At 55.0% G+C, this 16,634-nt stretch carries 20 protein-coding genes and 1 pseudogene; 7 read left to right on the top strand and 14 right to left on the bottom strand.

What is annotated here, in order from left to right:
- Positions 1-16: 16 nt before the first annotated feature.
- Positions 17-1,180 carry a porin OmpC gene (ompC, locus tag ACMGG5_RS21215; protein ID WP_024909742.1) on the bottom strand — a complete coding sequence of 388 codons (1,164 nt, stop codon included), beginning with the start codon at positions 1,178-1,180 and terminating at the stop codon, positions 17-19.
- 284 nt (positions 1,181-1,464) lie between these two features.
- Here ompC and ACMGG5_RS21210 point away from each other — a divergent pair, with 284 nt between their 5' ends.
- From ACMGG5_RS21210 to ACMGG5_RS21200, 3 genes are all read left to right on the top strand, one after another.
- Positions 1,465-2,166, top strand: coding sequence for a phosphohydrolase (locus ACMGG5_RS21210; RefSeq protein WP_048990627.1), 702 nt, complete (start codon positions 1,465-1,467; stop codon positions 2,164-2,166).
- A gap of 61 nt (positions 2,167-2,227) precedes the next feature.
- Complete coding sequence (locus ACMGG5_RS21205; protein ID WP_148769021.1) at positions 2,228-3,643, top strand: DNA cytosine methyltransferase; 1,416 nt, start codon at positions 2,228-2,230, stop codon at positions 3,641-3,643.
- Positions 3,624-4,115 (top strand): very short patch repair endonuclease, encoded by a 492-nt coding sequence (locus tag ACMGG5_RS21200; protein ID WP_407821476.1) that lies wholly within the window; start codon positions 3,624-3,626, stop codon positions 4,113-4,115. Before ACMGG5_RS21205 ends, ACMGG5_RS21200 begins: the two co-directional genes overlap by 20 nt.
- Here the strand turns inward: ACMGG5_RS21200 and yedA are convergent.
- Entirely contained in the window at positions 4,087-5,001 is a 915-nt protein-coding gene (gene yedA, locus ACMGG5_RS21195) for a drug/metabolite exporter YedA (RefSeq protein ID WP_262750885.1), read from the bottom strand. The genes ACMGG5_RS21200 and yedA overlap by 29 nt on opposite strands.
- A 178-nt stretch (positions 5,002-5,179) precedes the next feature.
- On the opposite strand from yedA, the gene ACMGG5_RS21190 reads away from it, so the two are divergent.
- The 3 genes from ACMGG5_RS21190 (at position 5,180) to dgcQ (ending at position 8,114) form a co-directional block, all read left to right on the top strand.
- The gene (locus ACMGG5_RS21190; protein ID WP_032646386.1) at positions 5,180-6,091 is read left to right on the top strand and encodes a DUF808 domain-containing protein; all 912 of its coding nucleotides are present in this window, start codon (positions 5,180-5,182) and stop codon (positions 6,089-6,091) included.
- 78 nt (positions 6,092-6,169) lie between these two features.
- Entirely contained in the window at positions 6,170-6,352 is a 183-nt protein-coding gene (locus ACMGG5_RS21185) for a YodC family protein (RefSeq protein ID WP_023618677.1), read from the top strand.
- 73 nt (positions 6,353-6,425) lie between these two features.
- Positions 6,426-8,114 carry a cellulose biosynthesis regulator diguanylate cyclase DgcQ gene (dgcQ, locus tag ACMGG5_RS21180; protein ID WP_048990619.1) on the top strand — a complete coding sequence of 563 codons (1,689 nt, stop codon included), beginning with the start codon at positions 6,426-6,428 and terminating at the stop codon, positions 8,112-8,114.
- Here dgcQ and ACMGG5_RS21175 read toward each other — a convergent pair.
- A complete protein-coding gene (locus tag ACMGG5_RS21175; RefSeq protein ID WP_061714845.1) occupies positions 8,111-8,911 on the bottom strand; it encodes a mannosyl-3-phosphoglycerate phosphatase-related protein in 801 nt (266 codons plus the stop codon). The two genes, dgcQ and ACMGG5_RS21175, sit on opposite strands and share 4 nt — an antisense overlap.
- Before the next feature lie 300 nt (positions 8,912-9,211).
- Entirely contained in the window at positions 9,212-9,439 is a 228-nt protein-coding gene (gene yodD / locus ACMGG5_RS21170) for a YodD family peroxide/acid resistance protein (protein ID WP_013097742.1), read from the bottom strand.
- A 129-nt stretch (positions 9,440-9,568) separates the two neighbouring features.
- On the opposite strand from yodD, the gene dsrB reads away from it, so the two are divergent.
- Positions 9,569-9,757: a protein DsrB gene (gene dsrB / locus ACMGG5_RS21165; RefSeq protein WP_008500312.1), complete on the top strand. Its 189-nt coding sequence runs from the start codon at positions 9,569-9,571 to the stop codon at positions 9,755-9,757.
- A gap of 101 nt (positions 9,758-9,858) precedes the next feature.
- Here the strand turns inward: dsrB and rcsA are convergent, their stop codons facing one another.
- The 10 genes and pseudogenes from rcsA to fliJ all read right to left on the bottom strand — a co-directional run bounded on the left by rcsA (position 9,859) and on the right by fliJ (position 16,631).
- Positions 9,859-10,482: a transcriptional regulator RcsA gene (rcsA, locus tag ACMGG5_RS21160; protein ID WP_008500313.1), complete on the bottom strand. Its 624-nt coding sequence runs from the start codon at positions 10,480-10,482 to the stop codon at positions 9,859-9,861.
- A 287-nt stretch (positions 10,483-10,769) separates the two neighbouring features.
- A pseudogene (gene fliR / locus ACMGG5_RS21155) lies at positions 10,770-11,562 on the bottom strand (flagellar biosynthetic protein FliR); the annotation flags it as partial.
- 7 nt (positions 11,563-11,569) lie between these two features.
- Positions 11,570-11,839, bottom strand: coding sequence for a flagellar biosynthesis protein FliQ (fliQ, locus tag ACMGG5_RS21150; protein ID WP_008500315.1), 270 nt, complete (start codon positions 11,837-11,839; stop codon positions 11,570-11,572).
- Between the two features lie 9 nt (positions 11,840-11,848).
- Positions 11,849-12,586: a flagellar type III secretion system pore protein FliP gene (fliP, locus tag ACMGG5_RS21145; RefSeq protein WP_024909733.1), complete on the bottom strand. Its 738-nt coding sequence runs from the start codon at positions 12,584-12,586 to the stop codon at positions 11,849-11,851.
- Positions 12,586-12,960: a flagellar biosynthetic protein FliO gene (gene fliO / locus ACMGG5_RS21140; RefSeq protein WP_028016024.1), complete on the bottom strand. Its 375-nt coding sequence runs from the start codon at positions 12,958-12,960 to the stop codon at positions 12,586-12,588. Before fliO ends, fliP begins: the two co-directional genes overlap by 1 nt.
- 2 nt (positions 12,961-12,962) lie before the next feature.
- Complete coding sequence (fliN, locus tag ACMGG5_RS21135) at positions 12,963-13,376, bottom strand: flagellar motor switch protein FliN (RefSeq protein WP_008500318.1); 414 nt, start codon at positions 13,374-13,376, stop codon at positions 12,963-12,965.
- The gene (gene fliM / locus ACMGG5_RS21130) at positions 13,373-14,377 is read right to left on the bottom strand and encodes a flagellar motor switch protein FliM (RefSeq protein WP_023336184.1); all 1,005 of its coding nucleotides are present in this window, start codon (positions 14,375-14,377) and stop codon (positions 13,373-13,375) included. The genes fliN and fliM overlap by 4 nt, the downstream gene beginning before the upstream one ends.
- 4 nt (positions 14,378-14,381) lie before the next feature.
- Positions 14,382-14,852 carry a flagellar basal body-associated protein FliL gene (gene fliL / locus ACMGG5_RS21125; protein WP_024909761.1) on the bottom strand — a complete coding sequence of 157 codons (471 nt, stop codon included), beginning with the start codon at positions 14,850-14,852 and terminating at the stop codon, positions 14,382-14,384.
- Between the two features lie 106 nt (positions 14,853-14,958).
- Complete coding sequence (fliK, locus tag ACMGG5_RS21120) at positions 14,959-16,191, bottom strand: flagellar hook length control protein FliK (RefSeq protein ID WP_420278470.1); 1,233 nt, start codon at positions 16,189-16,191, stop codon at positions 14,959-14,961.
- A complete protein-coding gene (gene fliJ, locus ACMGG5_RS21115) occupies positions 16,188-16,631 on the bottom strand; it encodes a flagellar export protein FliJ (protein ID WP_023312304.1) in 444 nt (147 codons plus the stop codon). The genes fliK and fliJ overlap by 4 nt, the downstream gene beginning before the upstream one ends.
- Between the last annotated feature and the right edge of the window lie 3 nt (positions 16,632-16,634).

Raw genomic sequence — 16,634 nt, 5'->3', positions numbered from 1 at the left:
TTGATATTTTTGGAGATTAGAACTGGTAGGTCATGCCTACGCCAACGATGTCATCGGTGGAAATACCATTGGCTTCGTAGAAGCTATCATCGTTGTCCAGCATGTTGATTTTGTAGTCAACATAGGTAGAGAAATTCTTGTTAAAGCTGTAGGTCATACCCAGGTCGATATAGTTAACCAGGTCCATGTCGCCATGTTGACCCTGAGGGTTGCTGGCGTTGCCTGGATAAGTCATGTCCTTGCCCCTGGAGTAAACCCATGCCAGGGATGGACGCAGGCCGAAGTCGAACTGGTACTGTGCTACCGCTTCGAAGTTCTGAGTCTGATCTGCAATACCATAATCACCGTATGGCGTCATGTTGCGGGTTTCAGCATACATCATCGCCAGGTAGACGTTATTGGCATCATATTTCGCACCAATGGTCCATGCTTCTGCTGTTTTACCGCTGGCAAAGCGCGCATTATTCACCCCCGCAGCTTCTTGTGCGTTAGTACGGTCAGAAGACGAGTACGCAGCACCCAGGCTCAGGCCGGAGAGATCGCCAGAGAAGTCATAAGAGGTAGACATGCCGAAGCCGTCGCCGTTCTGGAAGCGTACGTCTTTATGACCGTTTTTCGTGCCTTCCTGATCTTCTGTTGCATCCTGGCCTTCGTTCGCGCCCTGATACTGCAGCGCGAAATTCAGCCCCTCAACCAGGCCGAAGAAATCCTGGTTACGGTAAGTTGCCAGACCGTTCGCACGACCGTTCATAAAGTTATCGGTCCATGTGTAAGAGTCACCGCCAAATACAGGCAGCATATCGGTCCAGGCTTCAACGTCGTACACGACGCCGTAATTACGGCCATAATCAAATGAACCGTATTCGCCATATTTCAGGCCAGCGTATGCCAGACGGTTAAAGGATTTGTCACCCGCGCCTTCGGTATCGTTAGCGTAGGTTTTGTATTCCCACTGGCCGTAACCGATCAGGTCGTTAGCGATCTGGGTTTCGCCTTTGAAACCAATCTGCACATAGGTTTCGTCACCGTCGTCGCCAGGGTTGTCAGAGAAGGTGTGACGCGCATCGACTTTGCCGTACAGGTCAACTTTGTTGCCGTTTTTGTTGTACATCTCAGCCGCATTTGCTGCGCCTGCCATTAATAACGCGGGTACCAGAATTGCCAGAACTTTTCTTTTCATTATATATTCCCTTAAAAGATAATTTATATGAATATATGTAATCACTCTCCGTAATTACAGGGTCGATACTATTCCAGAAGATGTTATTTAGTTTCAAAAATAAATGTAATTAAATTCGATGAAATATTGCTAAATATTTCTATTAATCTCTTTATTATTCAAGTGAATTAATTCATTGAATTTATATGGTGTAATTATTGTTAAGTATTTCGGAATTCTATTTTTAAATTGTTTTAATTCAGCTATTTTATATTTCATTCTCATTAAACAAACAGGACATGACGATGGAACTTGCCCGGTGGCAGCACAGATTTGAGCGCTGGCTCGAGGAAAACCACAGCACCGACGATACCGCACATGACATTTCGCATTTTCGACGGGTCTGGATGACGGCGCAAAAAATCATGGTTCACCACACGGTGGAGCCGCTGGTGATCCTGACCGCATGCTATTTTCACGATATTGTCAGCCTGCCGAAGAACCATCCCGAACGCAGCCGGTCATCAGAGCTGGCAGCACGCAAGACGGGTGACATTCTGCGCCGCGACTTCCCGGACTTTCCGCCAGAGCACGCTGCCGCCGTTGCGCACGCGATTGAGGCACACAGCTTCAGCGCCGGCATTGCGCCGCAAAGTATAGAAGCCAAAATTGTGCAGGACGCTGACCGGCTGGAAGCGTTAGGCGCTATTGGCCTGGCGCGCGTCTTTGCCATCTCGGGCGCGCTGGGCGTGCCGCTTTTTGACGCCGACGATCCCTTTGCCGATGCGCGTCCCCTCGACGACCGTGCGTTTGCCCTCGACCATTTTCAGACCAAGCTGTTGAGATTGCCTGATACAATGCAAACGGAAATGGGCCGCGAACTGGCACGTCACAATGCCGATTTCCTGATCCAGTTTATGGCGAAACTCAGCGCCGAATTACACGGCGACTGCATCGGGCTGGATAGCCAGGTGTTGAACCGCTTCCGTCGCAGTTTGCGCAACTGAACTGTGGTAATCTGTTCCCAGTCTTTATTCTCCGGTTAAAAGAATGCAGGAAAATCGATCAGTGACAGAGCCCGCGCCCGCGCAGGCTGAGAAATCAACGGCAACGGTGCAGGCCTTACTGCGCCAGCTGTTGGATATCTATGATGCTAAAACGCTGGCCAGTCTGCTGGTGGCGCACGGCGAGAGCCACTGGAGCCCGGCGATCCTTAAACGTCTGCTGACCAGCGACCGCGCAGGGCGTCGCCTGAGCGAAGGCGAATTTCGTTATCTGCAAAACCTGCTTCCGCGTCCTTCTGCCGCGCACCCGAACTATGCCTTCCGCTTTATCGATCTGTTTGCCGGTATCGGCGGCATTCGGCACGGTTTTGAAGCCATCGGCGGCCAGTGCGTGTTTACCAGCGAGTGGAACAAACACGCCGTGCGTACCTACAAGGCCAACTGGTACTGCGATCCGCACGAGCATCATTTCAACGCGGATATCCGCGATGTCACCCTGAGCCATAAAAGCGGCGTGAGCGATGAACAGGCCGCCGAACACATTCGTCAGACGATCCCGGCGCATGATGTGCTGCTGGCCGGCTTCCCGTGTCAGCCTTTCTCGCTGGCCGGTGTCTCTAAAAAAAATGCTCTTGGACGCGCCCACGGTTTCGCCTGTGATACCCAGGGAACGCTCTTTTTTGACGTGGCGCGCATTATTGACGCCCGTCGTCCGGCCATTTTTGTACTGGAAAACGTCAAAAACTTAAAAAGCCACGACGGCGGGAAAACCTTCCGCATTATCATGCAAACGCTGGATGAGCTGGGTTATGACGTGGCCGATTCACAGGACATGGGCGCGGACGATCCCAAAATCATTGATGGGAAACATTTCCTGCCCCAGCACCGCGAACGTATCGTGCTGGTGGGTTTCCGCCGCGATCTCAATCTCAAGGGGGATTTCACCCTGCGGGATATCCCGTCTTTGTATCCCGAGCGGCGTCCTACCGTGGCCGACCTGCTGGAACCCGCCGTTGACGCGAAATTTATCCTCACCCCGGTGCTGTGGAAATACCTCTACCGCTATGCCAAGAAACATCAGGCAAAGGGTAACGGCTTCGGTTTTGGGATGGTAAACCCGAACGATCCGCACAGCGTGACCCGCACGCTGTCTGCTCGCTACTACAAAGACGGCGCGGAAATCCTGATCGACAGAGGGTGGGACAAGGCGCTGGGTGAAAAAGATTTCGACGATCCGCATAATCAGCGTCACCGTCCGCGACGCTTAACGCCCCGGGAATGCGCCCGGCTGATGGGATTTGAGACCCCGCAGGGTTATCGCTTCCGCATTCCGGTCTCGGATACCCAGGCGTACCGCCAGTTTGGTAATTCGGTGGTGGTTCCCGCGTTCGCCGCTGTGGCCAAACTGCTGGCCTCGCGCATCAGACAGGCGGTGGCGCTCCGTCAGGGTGAGGCCGTCAATGACGGATGTTCACGATAAGGCGACGCGCAGCAAAAACATGCGTGCCATCGGCACGCGTGATACCGCCATCGAAAAGCGACTGGCCGGGCTGCTGACGCAGGCGGGCTTTGACTTCCGCGTGCAGGATCCCGCGCTTGCGGGTCGCCCGGATTTCGTCATCGACGCCTGGCAGTGCATCATCTTTACCCACGGCTGTTTCTGGCACCACCACGACTGCTATCTGTTTAAAGTCCCGGCGACGCGCACCGATTTCTGGCTGGATAAGATTGGCAAGAACGTCGAGCGCGACAGGCGGGATCTGATCACGCTGCTGGCGCAGGGCTGGCGGGTACTGATCGTCTGGGAGTGTGCGCTGAGAGGCAGATTAAAGCTGAACGATGCCGATCTGAGCGAACGGCTGGAAGAGTGGATCTGCGGCGGCGGCCAGACCGCGCAGATCGACACGCAGGGCATTCACCTGCTTACGGTTTCTCAACCTCGCAAGGGGTGACCACCGGTTTTGCCGGCAGCAAGTATTTGCCCAGCGTGACCAGCACGACGGCAAACACGATGATCCCAAGAGCAATCCATTCCACAGGTGAGAGCGTTTCTCCTCCCAGTCCTGTTCCGAGCAGTACGGCCACGACCGGGTTGACGTAGGCGTAGCTGGTGGCGACAGCCGGGGAGACGTTGCGGATCAGGAACATGTAGGCGTTAATGGCGATGATAGAGCCAAACAGCGCCAGATACCCTACCGCGAGAAAGCCCGACAGGTCCGGCAGTGCGGTCAGCTTTTCTCCCGTCAGCGCCGAGGCCAGCAGCAGGACAATTCCCGCGGCGAGCATCTCAATCGCACCGGCCATCATGCCGGTCGGCAGTTCGATACGCGAACCGTAGACGGAACCAAACGCCCAGCTCATCGAGCCAATCAGGATAATCACCGCGCCCCACGGATTCCCGCTCAGGTTGCCGCCGCTGTTGAGCAGAACAATGCCGGCCAGGCCAATCCCAATCCCCAGCCATTCCAGCTTGCGGGTGCGGATGCCGAAAAGGCGGCTAAAGCAGAGGGTAAACAGCGGTACGGTGGCAACGACCACGGCGGCGATCCCGGACGGGACGTTCTGGTGCTCGGCAATCGTCACAAACCCGTTACCCACCGCCAGCAGCAGCAGGCCGATCAGGGCGGCATTCAGCATCGGGCGTAGCGGGGGAAGCTTATGCCCGCGCAGGAGCAGGAAGGCCAGCAGCAGGATGCCCGCCGAGAGGAAGCGAATGCCCGCCATCATCAGCGGCGGCCAGCTCTCCACGCCGATGCGAATGACAAAGTAGGTTGACCCCCAGATGATGTACAGCGAAAAGAGTGCCCCGATAAGCGGTAGCAATTGCCGGAAACGCATAATCCCTCACGACGAAATAAAAAGTTCGCTGATAGTAAACGCGAAAACTATCTCGCTGGCGAGCCCTTTAATTGTGTAGCGGATGTGAATTTTTTGTTGACGTCAGGTGCCTGTTTCCGGGTTGGCGCTTTTGCTCCATACTATTCACTTAATTACCAAAAAATGAAGGATTAAGATTTTGGCAGGAAGTAGCTTATTAACATTGCTGGATGATATTGCCACCTTACTGGATGACATTTCAGTGATGGGAAAACTGGCGGCGAAGAAAACCGCAGGCGTGCTGGGAGATGATTTATCGCTTAACGCCCAGCAGGTGAGTGGGGTGAGGGCAAACCGTGAACTGCCGGTGGTGTGGGGCGTAGCAAAAGGTTCCTTCCTGAATAAGGTGATTCTGGTGCCGTTGGCGCTGCTGATCAGCGCATTCATTCCCTGGGCCATCACGCCGTTACTGATGATTGGCGGGGCATTTCTCTGCTTCGAGGGCGTTGAGAAGGTTCTGCACTCCTTTAGCGCACGCAAGCAGAGCGATACGCCGGAGGTACGCCAGCAGCGTCTTGAAGCGCTGGCCGCGCAGGATCCGAAAACCTTCGAACGCGATAAGGTCAAAGGCGCCATTCGGACCGACTTTATCCTGTCCGCGGAGATTGTCGCCATTACGCTGGGCATCGTGTCCGACGCACCGCTCCTGAATCAGGTTCTTATCCTCTCCGGCATCGCCATTCTGGTCACCGTAGGCGTGTACGGCCTGGTGGGACTGATCGTGAAGCTGGATGATATCGGCTACTGGCTGGAAGAAAAGTCGAGCGCGGTAGCAAGAGGCATCGGCAAAAGCCTGCTGGTGCTGGCTCCGTGGCTGATGAAGAGTTTGTCGGTAGTGGGCACGCTGGCGATGTTCCTCGTGGGCGGCGGGATCGTGGTTCACGGCATTGCGCCGCTGCACCATGCTATCGAACATTTTTCCTCGACGCAGGGTGCCGTTGTCGCGGCGATTCTGCCCACGCTGCTGAATCTGGTGCTGGGCTTTATCATTGGCGCTATCGTGGTCGCGGCGGTCAAGCTGGTTGAAAAAATACGCGGCACGTCGCACTAATTGTTACCCGTTGTGGGATGCAAAAAGACCATTCCTCGTCTAAATTGAAACAGTTTCACCCTGATACAGGAGGCAGGTATGGTCTTTTTGGTCAGTGATGAAGTTAAGCCTAAGAAGGGCGGCCCACGTATGATTGTCACCGGGTATTCCAGCGGAATGGTGGAATGTCGGTGGCACGATGGCTATAGCATCAAGCGGGAAGCATTTCGTGAAGATGAGCTTCAGCCGGGGGACGGGCAGCACCAGCGGGACAAGGCTTAATCACATAACGCCCGGCTTTGCCGGGCGTTTTTATCTCACGTACCGGGTGTAAGGCCGTCATCATGGAGTGTGTGTGCAGCGCGATACCTTTGTTGTAAGACAATCATTTTTGCAATGGCTGCATAAGCGTAGCAATCCGGGGTTGATTGTTAATCTCTGTTTTCTGGTCGTTTTGGTGTTTTCCACGCTTCTGACCTGGCGTGAGGTGGTGGTCCTCGAAGAGGCGTATATCTCCAGCCAGCGCAACCATCTGGATACGGTGGCCAGTTCGCTGGACAGGCAGTTACAGAACAGCGTGGACAGGATGCTGTTGTTCCGTCAGGGCATGCGTGATGCAATCCAGACGCCGCTGGCATTTGATGCATTACAGAACGCGGTGTCACGCTTTAACACCGTCCGCACGCTCCCCACCTGGCAGCTTGCCGTTGATAAAAAACGCACCCTTCCCATTAATGGCGTTTCGGACGCGTTCGTCGAAAAAACCACGCTTCTGAATCGTGACGCCGAGCGCATCAGCCACGAAATTTCTGCCGCGCTCGAAGTGGGGTATCTGCTCAGGCTGGCGTCATCGAGAGCGCAAACGGAAGCGCGCGTGATCTACGTGTCCCGCGCCGGATTTTTCGTTTCCACGGATACGCCGGACCAGGCGGGTGATATTACCTCCCGCTATTATCATCTGGTCACGCAGTCCTGGTTTACCCAGCAGTCGGAACGGAACAATCGCGCTCGCGCGGTGCGCTGGTTTATCTCTACCCCTTCATCCTGGACCAATGATGAACGTACGATCACCGCCAGCGTTCCCATCTATTTCGATCATTACTGGTATGGCGTCGTGGCGATGGATTTTACGTTGAGCACGATGCAGCGTCTGCTGGCCGATGCGACGGAAGATCGAACGGAGGGGGAGTATCAGCTGTACGATACCCGGCTCAATATGATTGCCACCTCAGCCCACGCGGAAAACGCGGTTAACCATTTTGACGAACGCGAAACGGCGCAGATTGCTCAGGCTATTGAGCACGCTACCGGCGGCGGGATCCGCCTCGGAAGCCGTTTCGTTAGCTGGGAGCGGCTCGATCACTTCGATGGCGTTGTCCTGCGGATCCACACCCTGCACGAAGGAGTGCAGGACGACTTCGGCAGCATCAGTATTGTTCTGGCGCTGCTGTGGGCGCTCTTTACCGCCATGCTGTTGATCTCGTGGCTGGTGATCCGTCGGATGGTGAGTAACATGTACACGCTTCAGCACTCGCTCCAGTGGCAGGCCTGGCACGATCCGCTGACACGGCTCAATAACCGCGGCGCGCTGTTCGATCGCGCAAAATTGCTGGCGGAAACCTGTCGCCAGCAGTCGCTGCCGTTCTCGGTGATTCAGATCGATCTCGACCATTTTAAGAACATCAACGACCGTTTCGGCCATCAGGCCGGTGATAAGGTGCTATCGCATACAGCAGGACTGATTGCCAGCGCGCTACGCAAAAATGATGTGGCAGGGCGTGTAGGCGGGGAAGAGTTTTGCGTTGTCCTGCCGGGGATCGGTCTGGAAGAGGCGAGAGGCGTCGCCGAGCGCATTCGCTGCCGGATCGACAGCAAGGAGATCCTGGTGAAGAAGAGCACGACTCTGCGCATCAGCGCATCGCTGGGGGTCAGCAGCGCGGATGAAGCGGGTAACTACGAGTTTGAACAGCTGCAGTCCGTGGCGGATGCCCGGCTGTATCAGGCCAAACAGTGCGGCCGTAATCGGGTCGTCTGGCGGGATTAGGACAGGAAGTGATCCAGTCCCTCCTGCCAGCCCGCGGGGCCGGGCTGCCGGGTGTGATAAACCCGCCCGGGGTTATCGTCCCGTAGCGTGATGCCCTGGCGGTTAATACCCTTGATGACCACCGCGAAGTCAACGCTGTCGAGCAACGGTGCATCATTAGGGCCGTCGCCGAGCCCCAGCGTGGTGGGTTCGATCTCTTCCTGCTCGCGGTACTGCGCAATCAGCCAGTTAACCGCCACGTCCTTACCGCAGCGGCCGTCCAGAATATGCCAGAAGCGCGCTCCCTGCAGGCATTTCAGACCGCTGTGCGCCAGCTGCTCTTCAAACTGAACCAGTTTCTCGTCGGTATCGCGCCAGATGAGCGTGACGGATGCTTCATGCTTGCGGGCAAGCGCCGAACGGTAGCGCGTCAGTCCGGTCCACTCGCTAATAACGCGATCGTCCACGTCGTCAAAGGTGGTGAACTTAAAGCCCGTCTGCAGGCGAATGTGTTCGACCCGCGGGCGAATATCCCGGTGCGTCATCCCCCTGATCTGGCGCTGAACCTTCTCCCAACGCACGTCAGGCTGAATTACCGCGCCGTTCTCGGCAATAAACGGCAAGCCTTCCAGCCCGAGATCCTGCTGGATATCCAGCATCTCTGCCGCGGTCTTGCTGCTGCAGAGAATAACCGGTATCTGATTATCCAGCAGCCTGTCCAGCCAGGGCATTGCGGGCTGCCACTCATAGGTATGAATATCCAGCAACGAGCCATCCAGGTCAGAAAAAATCAGCAAGGTATCCCGCAGTGAAGGCATAGTGACTCCCGTGATAGCTGCGTTTAACTCTAAGAAAATTCCTAAAAAATAACCGAAGTGTTAACAGGAGAAATGGGAACAGTCCCTGGCAAACCCGCATTCGGCGTATGTTATTGCTCATAACAAAAAGCATTATGTTAAAAATATTATATTCATCATAAGAATATATGCTTGTCAGACAAATTCGTTGGGGATAGTGTGGCGTGTACATCAGATTTCCTGGTGTAACGAATTTTCAAGTGCTTCTTGCATAAGCAAGTTTTGATCCCGGTCATCCCCATGACCGGGATTTTTTTCGCCTTACCGATTGGCTTCAGACACGCTAAAGTCGTGAATATCAAGCTCGAAGGCCTCGGCCAGTTCACGATAGGTGTGATAATCCCTTCCGTTAACAATGACGCGGTCCGAATTGTCGTCCGTCCTGCGGACTTCTGACTCACTGATCTCATTGATGGCGGCCAGCAGGGCATCGACATCCACCTCGACTTCGCGCTTGATGGTGTCGCTGTACTCTTTATCGGTCTTCATTGCGGGGTTCCTCATTCAGCCGGGTCCATCGCTAAGTATAGACTGTAGATAAAAACGCCATTCACGCCGGGCGGCGATGTGTGTTTTTGCGTTTTGTTCTACACTGGCTCAAAACCAGAGGAGGAATGTATGAAGGTCAACGATCGGGTAACGGTTAAAACGGACGGTGGGCCACGCCGCCCGGGCGTGGTGCTGGCAATTGAAGAGTTTAGCGAAGGTACAATGTATCTGGTATCACTGGAAGACTACCCGCTCGGCATCTGGTTTTTTAACGAACTGGGGCATCCGGACGGCATTTTTGTTGAGAAAGCTGACTAGCACGGCGTCGGGTAGCACAGCGCGTGCCCGACAACCTCATAGAAGCAAAAATCTCTGGCCAGGCCAGAGATCAAAGGTAGGGTGCACAGGGTCTTAAGCGACTAACGCATGTTGACGAAAATCCCGTTCGTCACATTATCGGTCAGGCGTACCACGTGGTAGATCACTTGCTTATTATGCGTTTTAATTTTCCGTTTAATATTTCCTTTGTGTGACGAAACGGTTTTCGCTTTAATATTCATCTGGTCCGAGATCTGAATAGTTCCTTGTCCCGCCATCCACATTCGCAGCATACTTGATTCAGTCCTGCTTAATGATAGGGTGGGTAAGTTAACCGCTCCTACATTCTTAACTTCTTTATTCAAATAATCACCCAGAATGTCATCCAGCGACTCGGGTTTAATCGATTTAGAACTGATCAATAAATTTTTACGGACCAACAAATACTCATCGAAATGGATATTCGCGATCGCCATAAAAACAATAAACAGGGTTTTAGGATGCTGATTAATGATTTGCTTAATGTGCTGACTGTTGGCTGGATCGTGAATGAAACAGTCCTCATTAATAAACACCACGCCTGGTTTTAGTTCGTCACAAGCGGCTGCGAGTTCGTCAACGGTGTGTGCATCGTTGATGTCTCTCTTTCTTACCCCTCTGCTTGCCAGGTACCCGGTTAACCCTAGCCGGGTGTAGCTGCATAAATCCATAATGATCGTTGACATGGCATACCCTCACTCAATGCGTAACGATAATTCACCATCTGCCTGAGAGCTCAAAACAGCCATACGGGATGGAAAAAAATAATAAACCTGTGAGCATGACAAAGACTTTCAGGCGGACTCACTATCCCGTAAAGTTACGTATAATTTGCCAGGAATCTTCTTAAAGTAAAGTAAATATTAAGTATTGTGAGATGGTTAGAAACAATTAAACCGCGTCAGATATATCCTGGAAGATGTTTTTCGCGTTTTATTTTAGGAATATCCTCAGAAAGACAGTAGCAACAGTGCGGGCTATTATTTACGAGGCAGTTCGCTGACAATATCCGCTAACAGGTTGAATATCTCGCCGAATAAATGTTCACAGAAGGGAGCGATAAGTGGCATCAGTAATGACATTAATAAAATTCCAACCGTCAGCGTCAGCGGAAAACCAATGACAAACACCGAAAGCTGCGGCGCCATTCGGTTCAGTAAACCTAATGCCAGGTTGACGGTCAGCAGCAGGGTGATGATCGGCAGCGCCAGCATCAGCCCGTTCAGGAAGATCAGCCCCGCCGCGCGGGTGAGCGCCAGGAAAGCGTTGCTGTTCACCGGATTTTCGCCAATCGGCAGCGTATGGAACGTATCCACCAGCATGGAGATAAGCCACAGATGGCCGTTGAACGACAGGAACAGCAGCATGGCGAGCAGATCGATAATGCGCGCCAGCACGGGCATGTTGAGATGACTACCGGGATCAACAAACGTGGCGAACGATAACCCCATCTGCAGACCGATCAGTTCCCCTGCGGTACGCACCGCGGCGAAGGCGAGCTGCATGGTAAAGCCGACGGCGACGCCAATCATCACCTGTTGCAGGGCGACCCACACCGCGTTCGCCGAGAAGATCGGAATATCCACAGGGGGGAGAGAGGGCGCGACGATAATGGAGATGATAATGCCCAGCCCCACCTTGACGCGCTTGGGTATCGATTTCTCGCTAAGAATGGGGGCGGTGGAGATTAGCGCCATGATGCGCAGCATCGGCCAGAAATAGACGCCGAGCCACTGAACCCACTGGTCGCTGGTGAAGTGCAGCATCGTCAGGTCAGCCGATGATGTACGGCAGATTGGTAAACAGGTTGCGCATATAGTCCAGCAACAGGTTCAGCATCCACGGTCCGGCCACGATAATCGCCACGAACACGGCGATGATTTTCGGGATGAACGACAGCGTCATTTCGTTAATCTGCGTGGCGGCCTGCAGAATACTGATAATCAGACCGGTAACCAGCGCGACAAGCAGCAGCGGAGCGGCAACGGCAATCGCGATTTTCATCGCCTCCGTGCCCATCATCATGACCGATTCGGGTGTCATTGCCGTTCCTTAACTGTAGAAACTCTGCGCCAGCGAGCTGACCAGCAGCTGCCAGCCGTCGACCAGCACAAAAAGCATGATCTTAAAGGGCAGGGCAATGGTCGCGGGCGGCACCATCATCATCCCGAGCGCCATCAGGACGCTGGCGATCACCAGGTCGATAATCAGGAACGGAATAAAGATGGTAAAGCCAATCTGGAACGCGGTTTTCAGCTCGCTGGTGACATAGGCAGGCAGAAGAATACGCATTGGCACAGATTCCGGTCCCTGCAGCTCGCCGGTGTTGGACAGGCGGGCAAAGAGGGCCAGGTCGGCTTCGCGCGTCTGGCGCAGCATAAATTCTCGCAGCGGCTGCGCGCCTTTATCCAGCGCCTCCTGCATGGAGATTTTATCTTCGCTGAACGGCTGGTAGGCGTCGGTATAAATCTTATCGATCACCGGCGACATTATGAAGAAGGTCAAAAACAGTGCCAGCCCAAGCAGAACCTGGTTTGGCGGTGCGGAAGGGGTGCCCAGCGCGTTTCGCAGCAGACCAAAGACGATGATGATGCGGGTGAAGCTGGTCATCATCAGCAGGATAGCCGGAATAAACGTCAGCGAGGTGATGAACACCAGCGTCTGGACCGGAAGGGACCAGCTTTGTCCGCCGCCCGCGAGAGGGGTGGAGACCAGACCGGGCAGCTGTGCATAAACCGCGGGAGCAAACAGGCCAACGCCCGCAAGCGTCAGGGATAACAAACGGCGCATCAGGATCTCCCGGAACGCTTAAGCAAACTCTTCATGACGGACTGAAAATCCGCAGGGGCCTCTGCACGCTCGTCCACCACAGCAGGGGCGGGCGGCAGTTTATGTAATACGCTGATGTTTGAGGCCGTTACGCCCAGAACCAGACGCGCGTCGTCCACCTCGACGATGACCACGCGTTCGCGTGGCCCCAGCGTGGTGCTGGCGCTGACCTTCAGGCCGCGGGCACCGGCGGTTTTACCCGCCAGGCCAAAGCGCTTTGCCAGCCAGGCGGCGATAAGAATAAAGGCAATAATACCGAACAACGCCCCGCTCACCTGGAGCAGAGGCGAGCCGGGAACGGCAGAAGGTTGCGATAGTGTTGCCTGGGTTTTCATGCTTAACGGCTCAGACGACGCATACGTTCAGACGGGGTAATGATGTCGGTGATACGTACGCCGTATTTATCGGCCACCACCACCACTTCACCCTGAGCAATCAGATAGCCGTTGATCAGAATATCCAGCGGCTCACCGGCCAGACCGTCAAGGGCCACCACGGAGCCCTGCGTCAGGCGCAGTAGCTCTTTAATAGTCATGCGGGTGCGTCCCAGTTCAACGGTCAGCTTAACCGGGATATCCATAATCAGGTCGATGTCCTGCAGCGTGCCGCTGACATCACCGCCGCCGAGCTGCTGGAATACGGCATCCGCTGCGCTTTTGGCCGGGGTCGCTTTTTGCTCGTTTAACGCGTCAGCCCACAGATCGTCCAGTGCTCCGCTGTTTTCATCGGACGGATTGTTCATGTCACTCATTTGGGCTGTTCCTCATTCAGCGAATTCAAAATCGGGTTGATCAAGTGCTCAACGCGTAACGCATACTGACCGTTAATCGTGCCGTACTGGCTTGTCAGCACGGGGACACCATCCACATGGGCAATAATGCGGTCGGGTTTTTCTATCGGCAAAACATCACCGGGTTGTAATTTCAGGATCTGAGATAACCGTAGCGGGATATCGGCGAAGCTCGCCACCAGCTCAAGCTGCGAATGCTGGACCTGGCGGACCAGGTTCTCACGCCAGTTCTGGTCCTCGTTGCGGGAGTTCTCCAGCGGCGGGTTAACCAGCAGCTCGCGCAGTGGTTCGATCATGCTGAACGGCAGGCAGATGTTGAACTCGCCGGTCAGGTTACCGATCTCTACGTGGAACGGGGTGTTAACGACGATATCGTTCGGGGAGGTGGTGATATTGGTAAATTTCACCTGCATCTCAGAACGGACGTACTCCACTTCCAGCGGGTTAATCGCTTTCCACGCGTCGCTGTAGGACTCCAGCGCCAGCTTCAGCATGCGGTTAATGACGCGCTGTTCGGTGTGGGTGAATTCACGACCTTCTACTTTGGTCGGGAAACGCCCGTCGCCGCCGAACAGGTTATCCACCGCGATGAACACCAGGCTTGGGGAAAACACCACCAGACCGGTGCCGCGCAGCGGCTTCAGATGAATCAGGTTAAGGTTGGTTGGCACCGGCAGGTTGCGGGCAAACTCATGATACGGCTGAATGCGGATCGCACCGACCGTGATATCCGGGCTACGACGCAGCAGGTTAAACAGCCCCATACGGAACTGGCGTGCAAAACGTTCGTTAATGATCTCCAGCGCCTGCAGACGTTCACGTACCACGCGACGCTGGGTATTCGGGTCATAGGGACGAATATCGCTATCGCCGCCAATACCCGGTTTAGGATCATCATTGTTATCGCTGTCGCCGTTAAGCAGCGCATCGATTTCTGCCTGAGAAAGAATACTGTCGCCCATGTCGTTACCGCAGAATGAATGCTGTATACAGAACGTCAGTGACTTCCTGCTTAGGTTGGCCGTTTACCAGCGGGGTCGCCAGCGTTTGTTTAATGGCGTCGACCAGCTTTTGCTTACCCACATCGGTGGCCAGCGTCGAAGCGTCCTGACGAGAGAACAGCAGCAGAAGGCGGCTGCGCACTTCCGGAAGGTAATCGTTCAGACGTGAACGAGTGGCTTCATCTTTCAGGCGCAGCGTAATGCCAACATAAAGCACACGATCCGCATCACCCAGATTGACGGTGAAGGTATCCAGCGGGAAGAAAACTGGAGCCGGCGGAGGCGGCGCTTCAGCTTTGGCTGCAGCGGTGGTAGGTTTCTGCTGCATACGCCAGTAACTATAGCCCGCAGTGGCGCAGGCGGCGAGCGTGATCAACACCAGCAGCGGGATCCAGATGGAGCGCTTACTTTTTTTGGTGATAGCGGAGTCAGTCATCTGATACGAGCTTCCTGTTTCGGTACAGCTTAATAAGGTGATTATCCCGTGTCCTGCTGTCGTCAAAGCGTGGAAAAGACGGGGATAATCACGCTACCTCTGGCGTTTAGGCGAAGATGTCTACGGCACTGTTACCGCGTGCGGCGGATTGCAGGGCAGCAGGAACAGGCAGTAGCTCATCGCTCTCTTCATTAAAACCGCCGGCGTTGCCGGAACGCGAAGCCTGATGCTGCTGCTGGGATGAGGACTGCTGCTGCCCGGCAAAGCTCTCGCTGCTGACGCTGCTCTGCGAAAGCTGAATACCGTTCTCCGCCAGTGAGGTCCGCAGTACCGGCAGCGCGGCTTCCAGCGCCGCACGGACATGGCTGTGCGCAGAGACCATCTGCAGCTGCGCCTGGTTATCATCCAGCTTAAGCGAAATTTGCACCTGACCCAGATCTTCCGGGTGCAGACGCAGCTCGGCTGTCTGCTGGCCCTGTTTAGTGAACAGGGTGATGTGCTGGCTCAGGGATTGCTGCCATTCGTGGGAGCCCAGAGGCTGGCTTAACACCGGAGCGGTGGCGACGGTGGCGGCCGTCTGACTGGTCGCATGGCTGGACATAATCGGTGCCAGGGTAGCCGTTGGGGAGGCTGAGGAGGAGGAACTGGCGAGCTCCTGCTTCTCTGCCGCCGCGGCCAGGGCCGGGGTTGTCGGCGCGTTGCCCGACAGGGCAGGTTCGTTATTTTTCACCTGGCTCTGATAAGGTGTAGAATCCTGTGCTTTATCATGGCTTCCTGCAGGCGCGTTCAGGGACGGTTGGTCCGCACCATTGTGCGAAAGCGTCGCGGAATTCAGCGTTGCGGTGGCCGAAACGCCGTCACTGCCCGCCACGCGAGAGGCGGTAGTTTGCTGGTGCGGCAGCATCGCCATCAGGGCGCTCAATCCGGCCAGTTCTTCTTCGCTCAGCTCGCTTTTACCGTCATCCTTGCTGTTTGCCGCATTGAGCGTCTTCAGTGCGTCACCTTTAGACAGCGGAACCAGCCCGGAAACCAGCGTATCAAGCGAGGTGATGGGCGACGTTTCATTGCCATTCAGCGCGGTTTGGCGCGAGAGCAGGTCGGCAATTTTGGCCTGCAGGGTGGTATCCCCTTTGGCGTCCTGAGCCTCTTTTGACAGCTTACTGCCGGCGGCTTTCAGGTCAGCCAGGGTCAGCGGCGCATCTTTGCCCTTGCCCGTTGCGTCCGACAGGGCGCCCGCCAGCAGAGAGAGAAAGTCCTGTGCACCGTCGGTGCCTTTCCCTGTTTGCGTGCCGCCTGACAGGTCGCTGTCGCTCATCAGCAGTTGTTGCAGTGTGATCATTCCGGTTTCCTCATTGATGCGCGCTGGGCAAACTCATCCATTTTCTTCTGATCCAGACGGTTTTCCGCCAGGGTCGTTGCCGCGATCTGTCGGTCCTGTAAAGTCTGCCAGGCCTGCAGCCGCTGCTTCTTCTCACGCCAGAAATTCAGCGCGGTATCGACTTTCTGGGTCCACTGGTTAAGCTGCTGGCGATGCTGATCTATCGCCTTCTCCAGCGTCTGGATAAACTGCTGATAGTTAATCCAGCGCTGGCTTCCAATGCCCTGTGTCATATCGGTATTGAGGTTGGTGCGATATTCATGCTGATAGTCGATCAACATCTTCAACTGTTCTTCAGCCTGCTGGCACCCGCGTCGCATTGCGCCAAGCTGCAATGCGGCATCATCAACTTCTTTTTCAGCCAGATCTTTCAGCGTTGATAACGCGCTGTTTTGCGCCATGAC

Origin of the sequence: Enterobacter sp. BNK-34 (genome assembly GCF_048684445.1) — a bacterium.
Lineage (GTDB): Bacteria > Pseudomonadota > Gammaproteobacteria > Enterobacterales > Enterobacteriaceae > Enterobacter > Enterobacter pseudoroggenkampii.
This window is presented reverse-complemented; position numbering and strand designations above follow the sequence as displayed.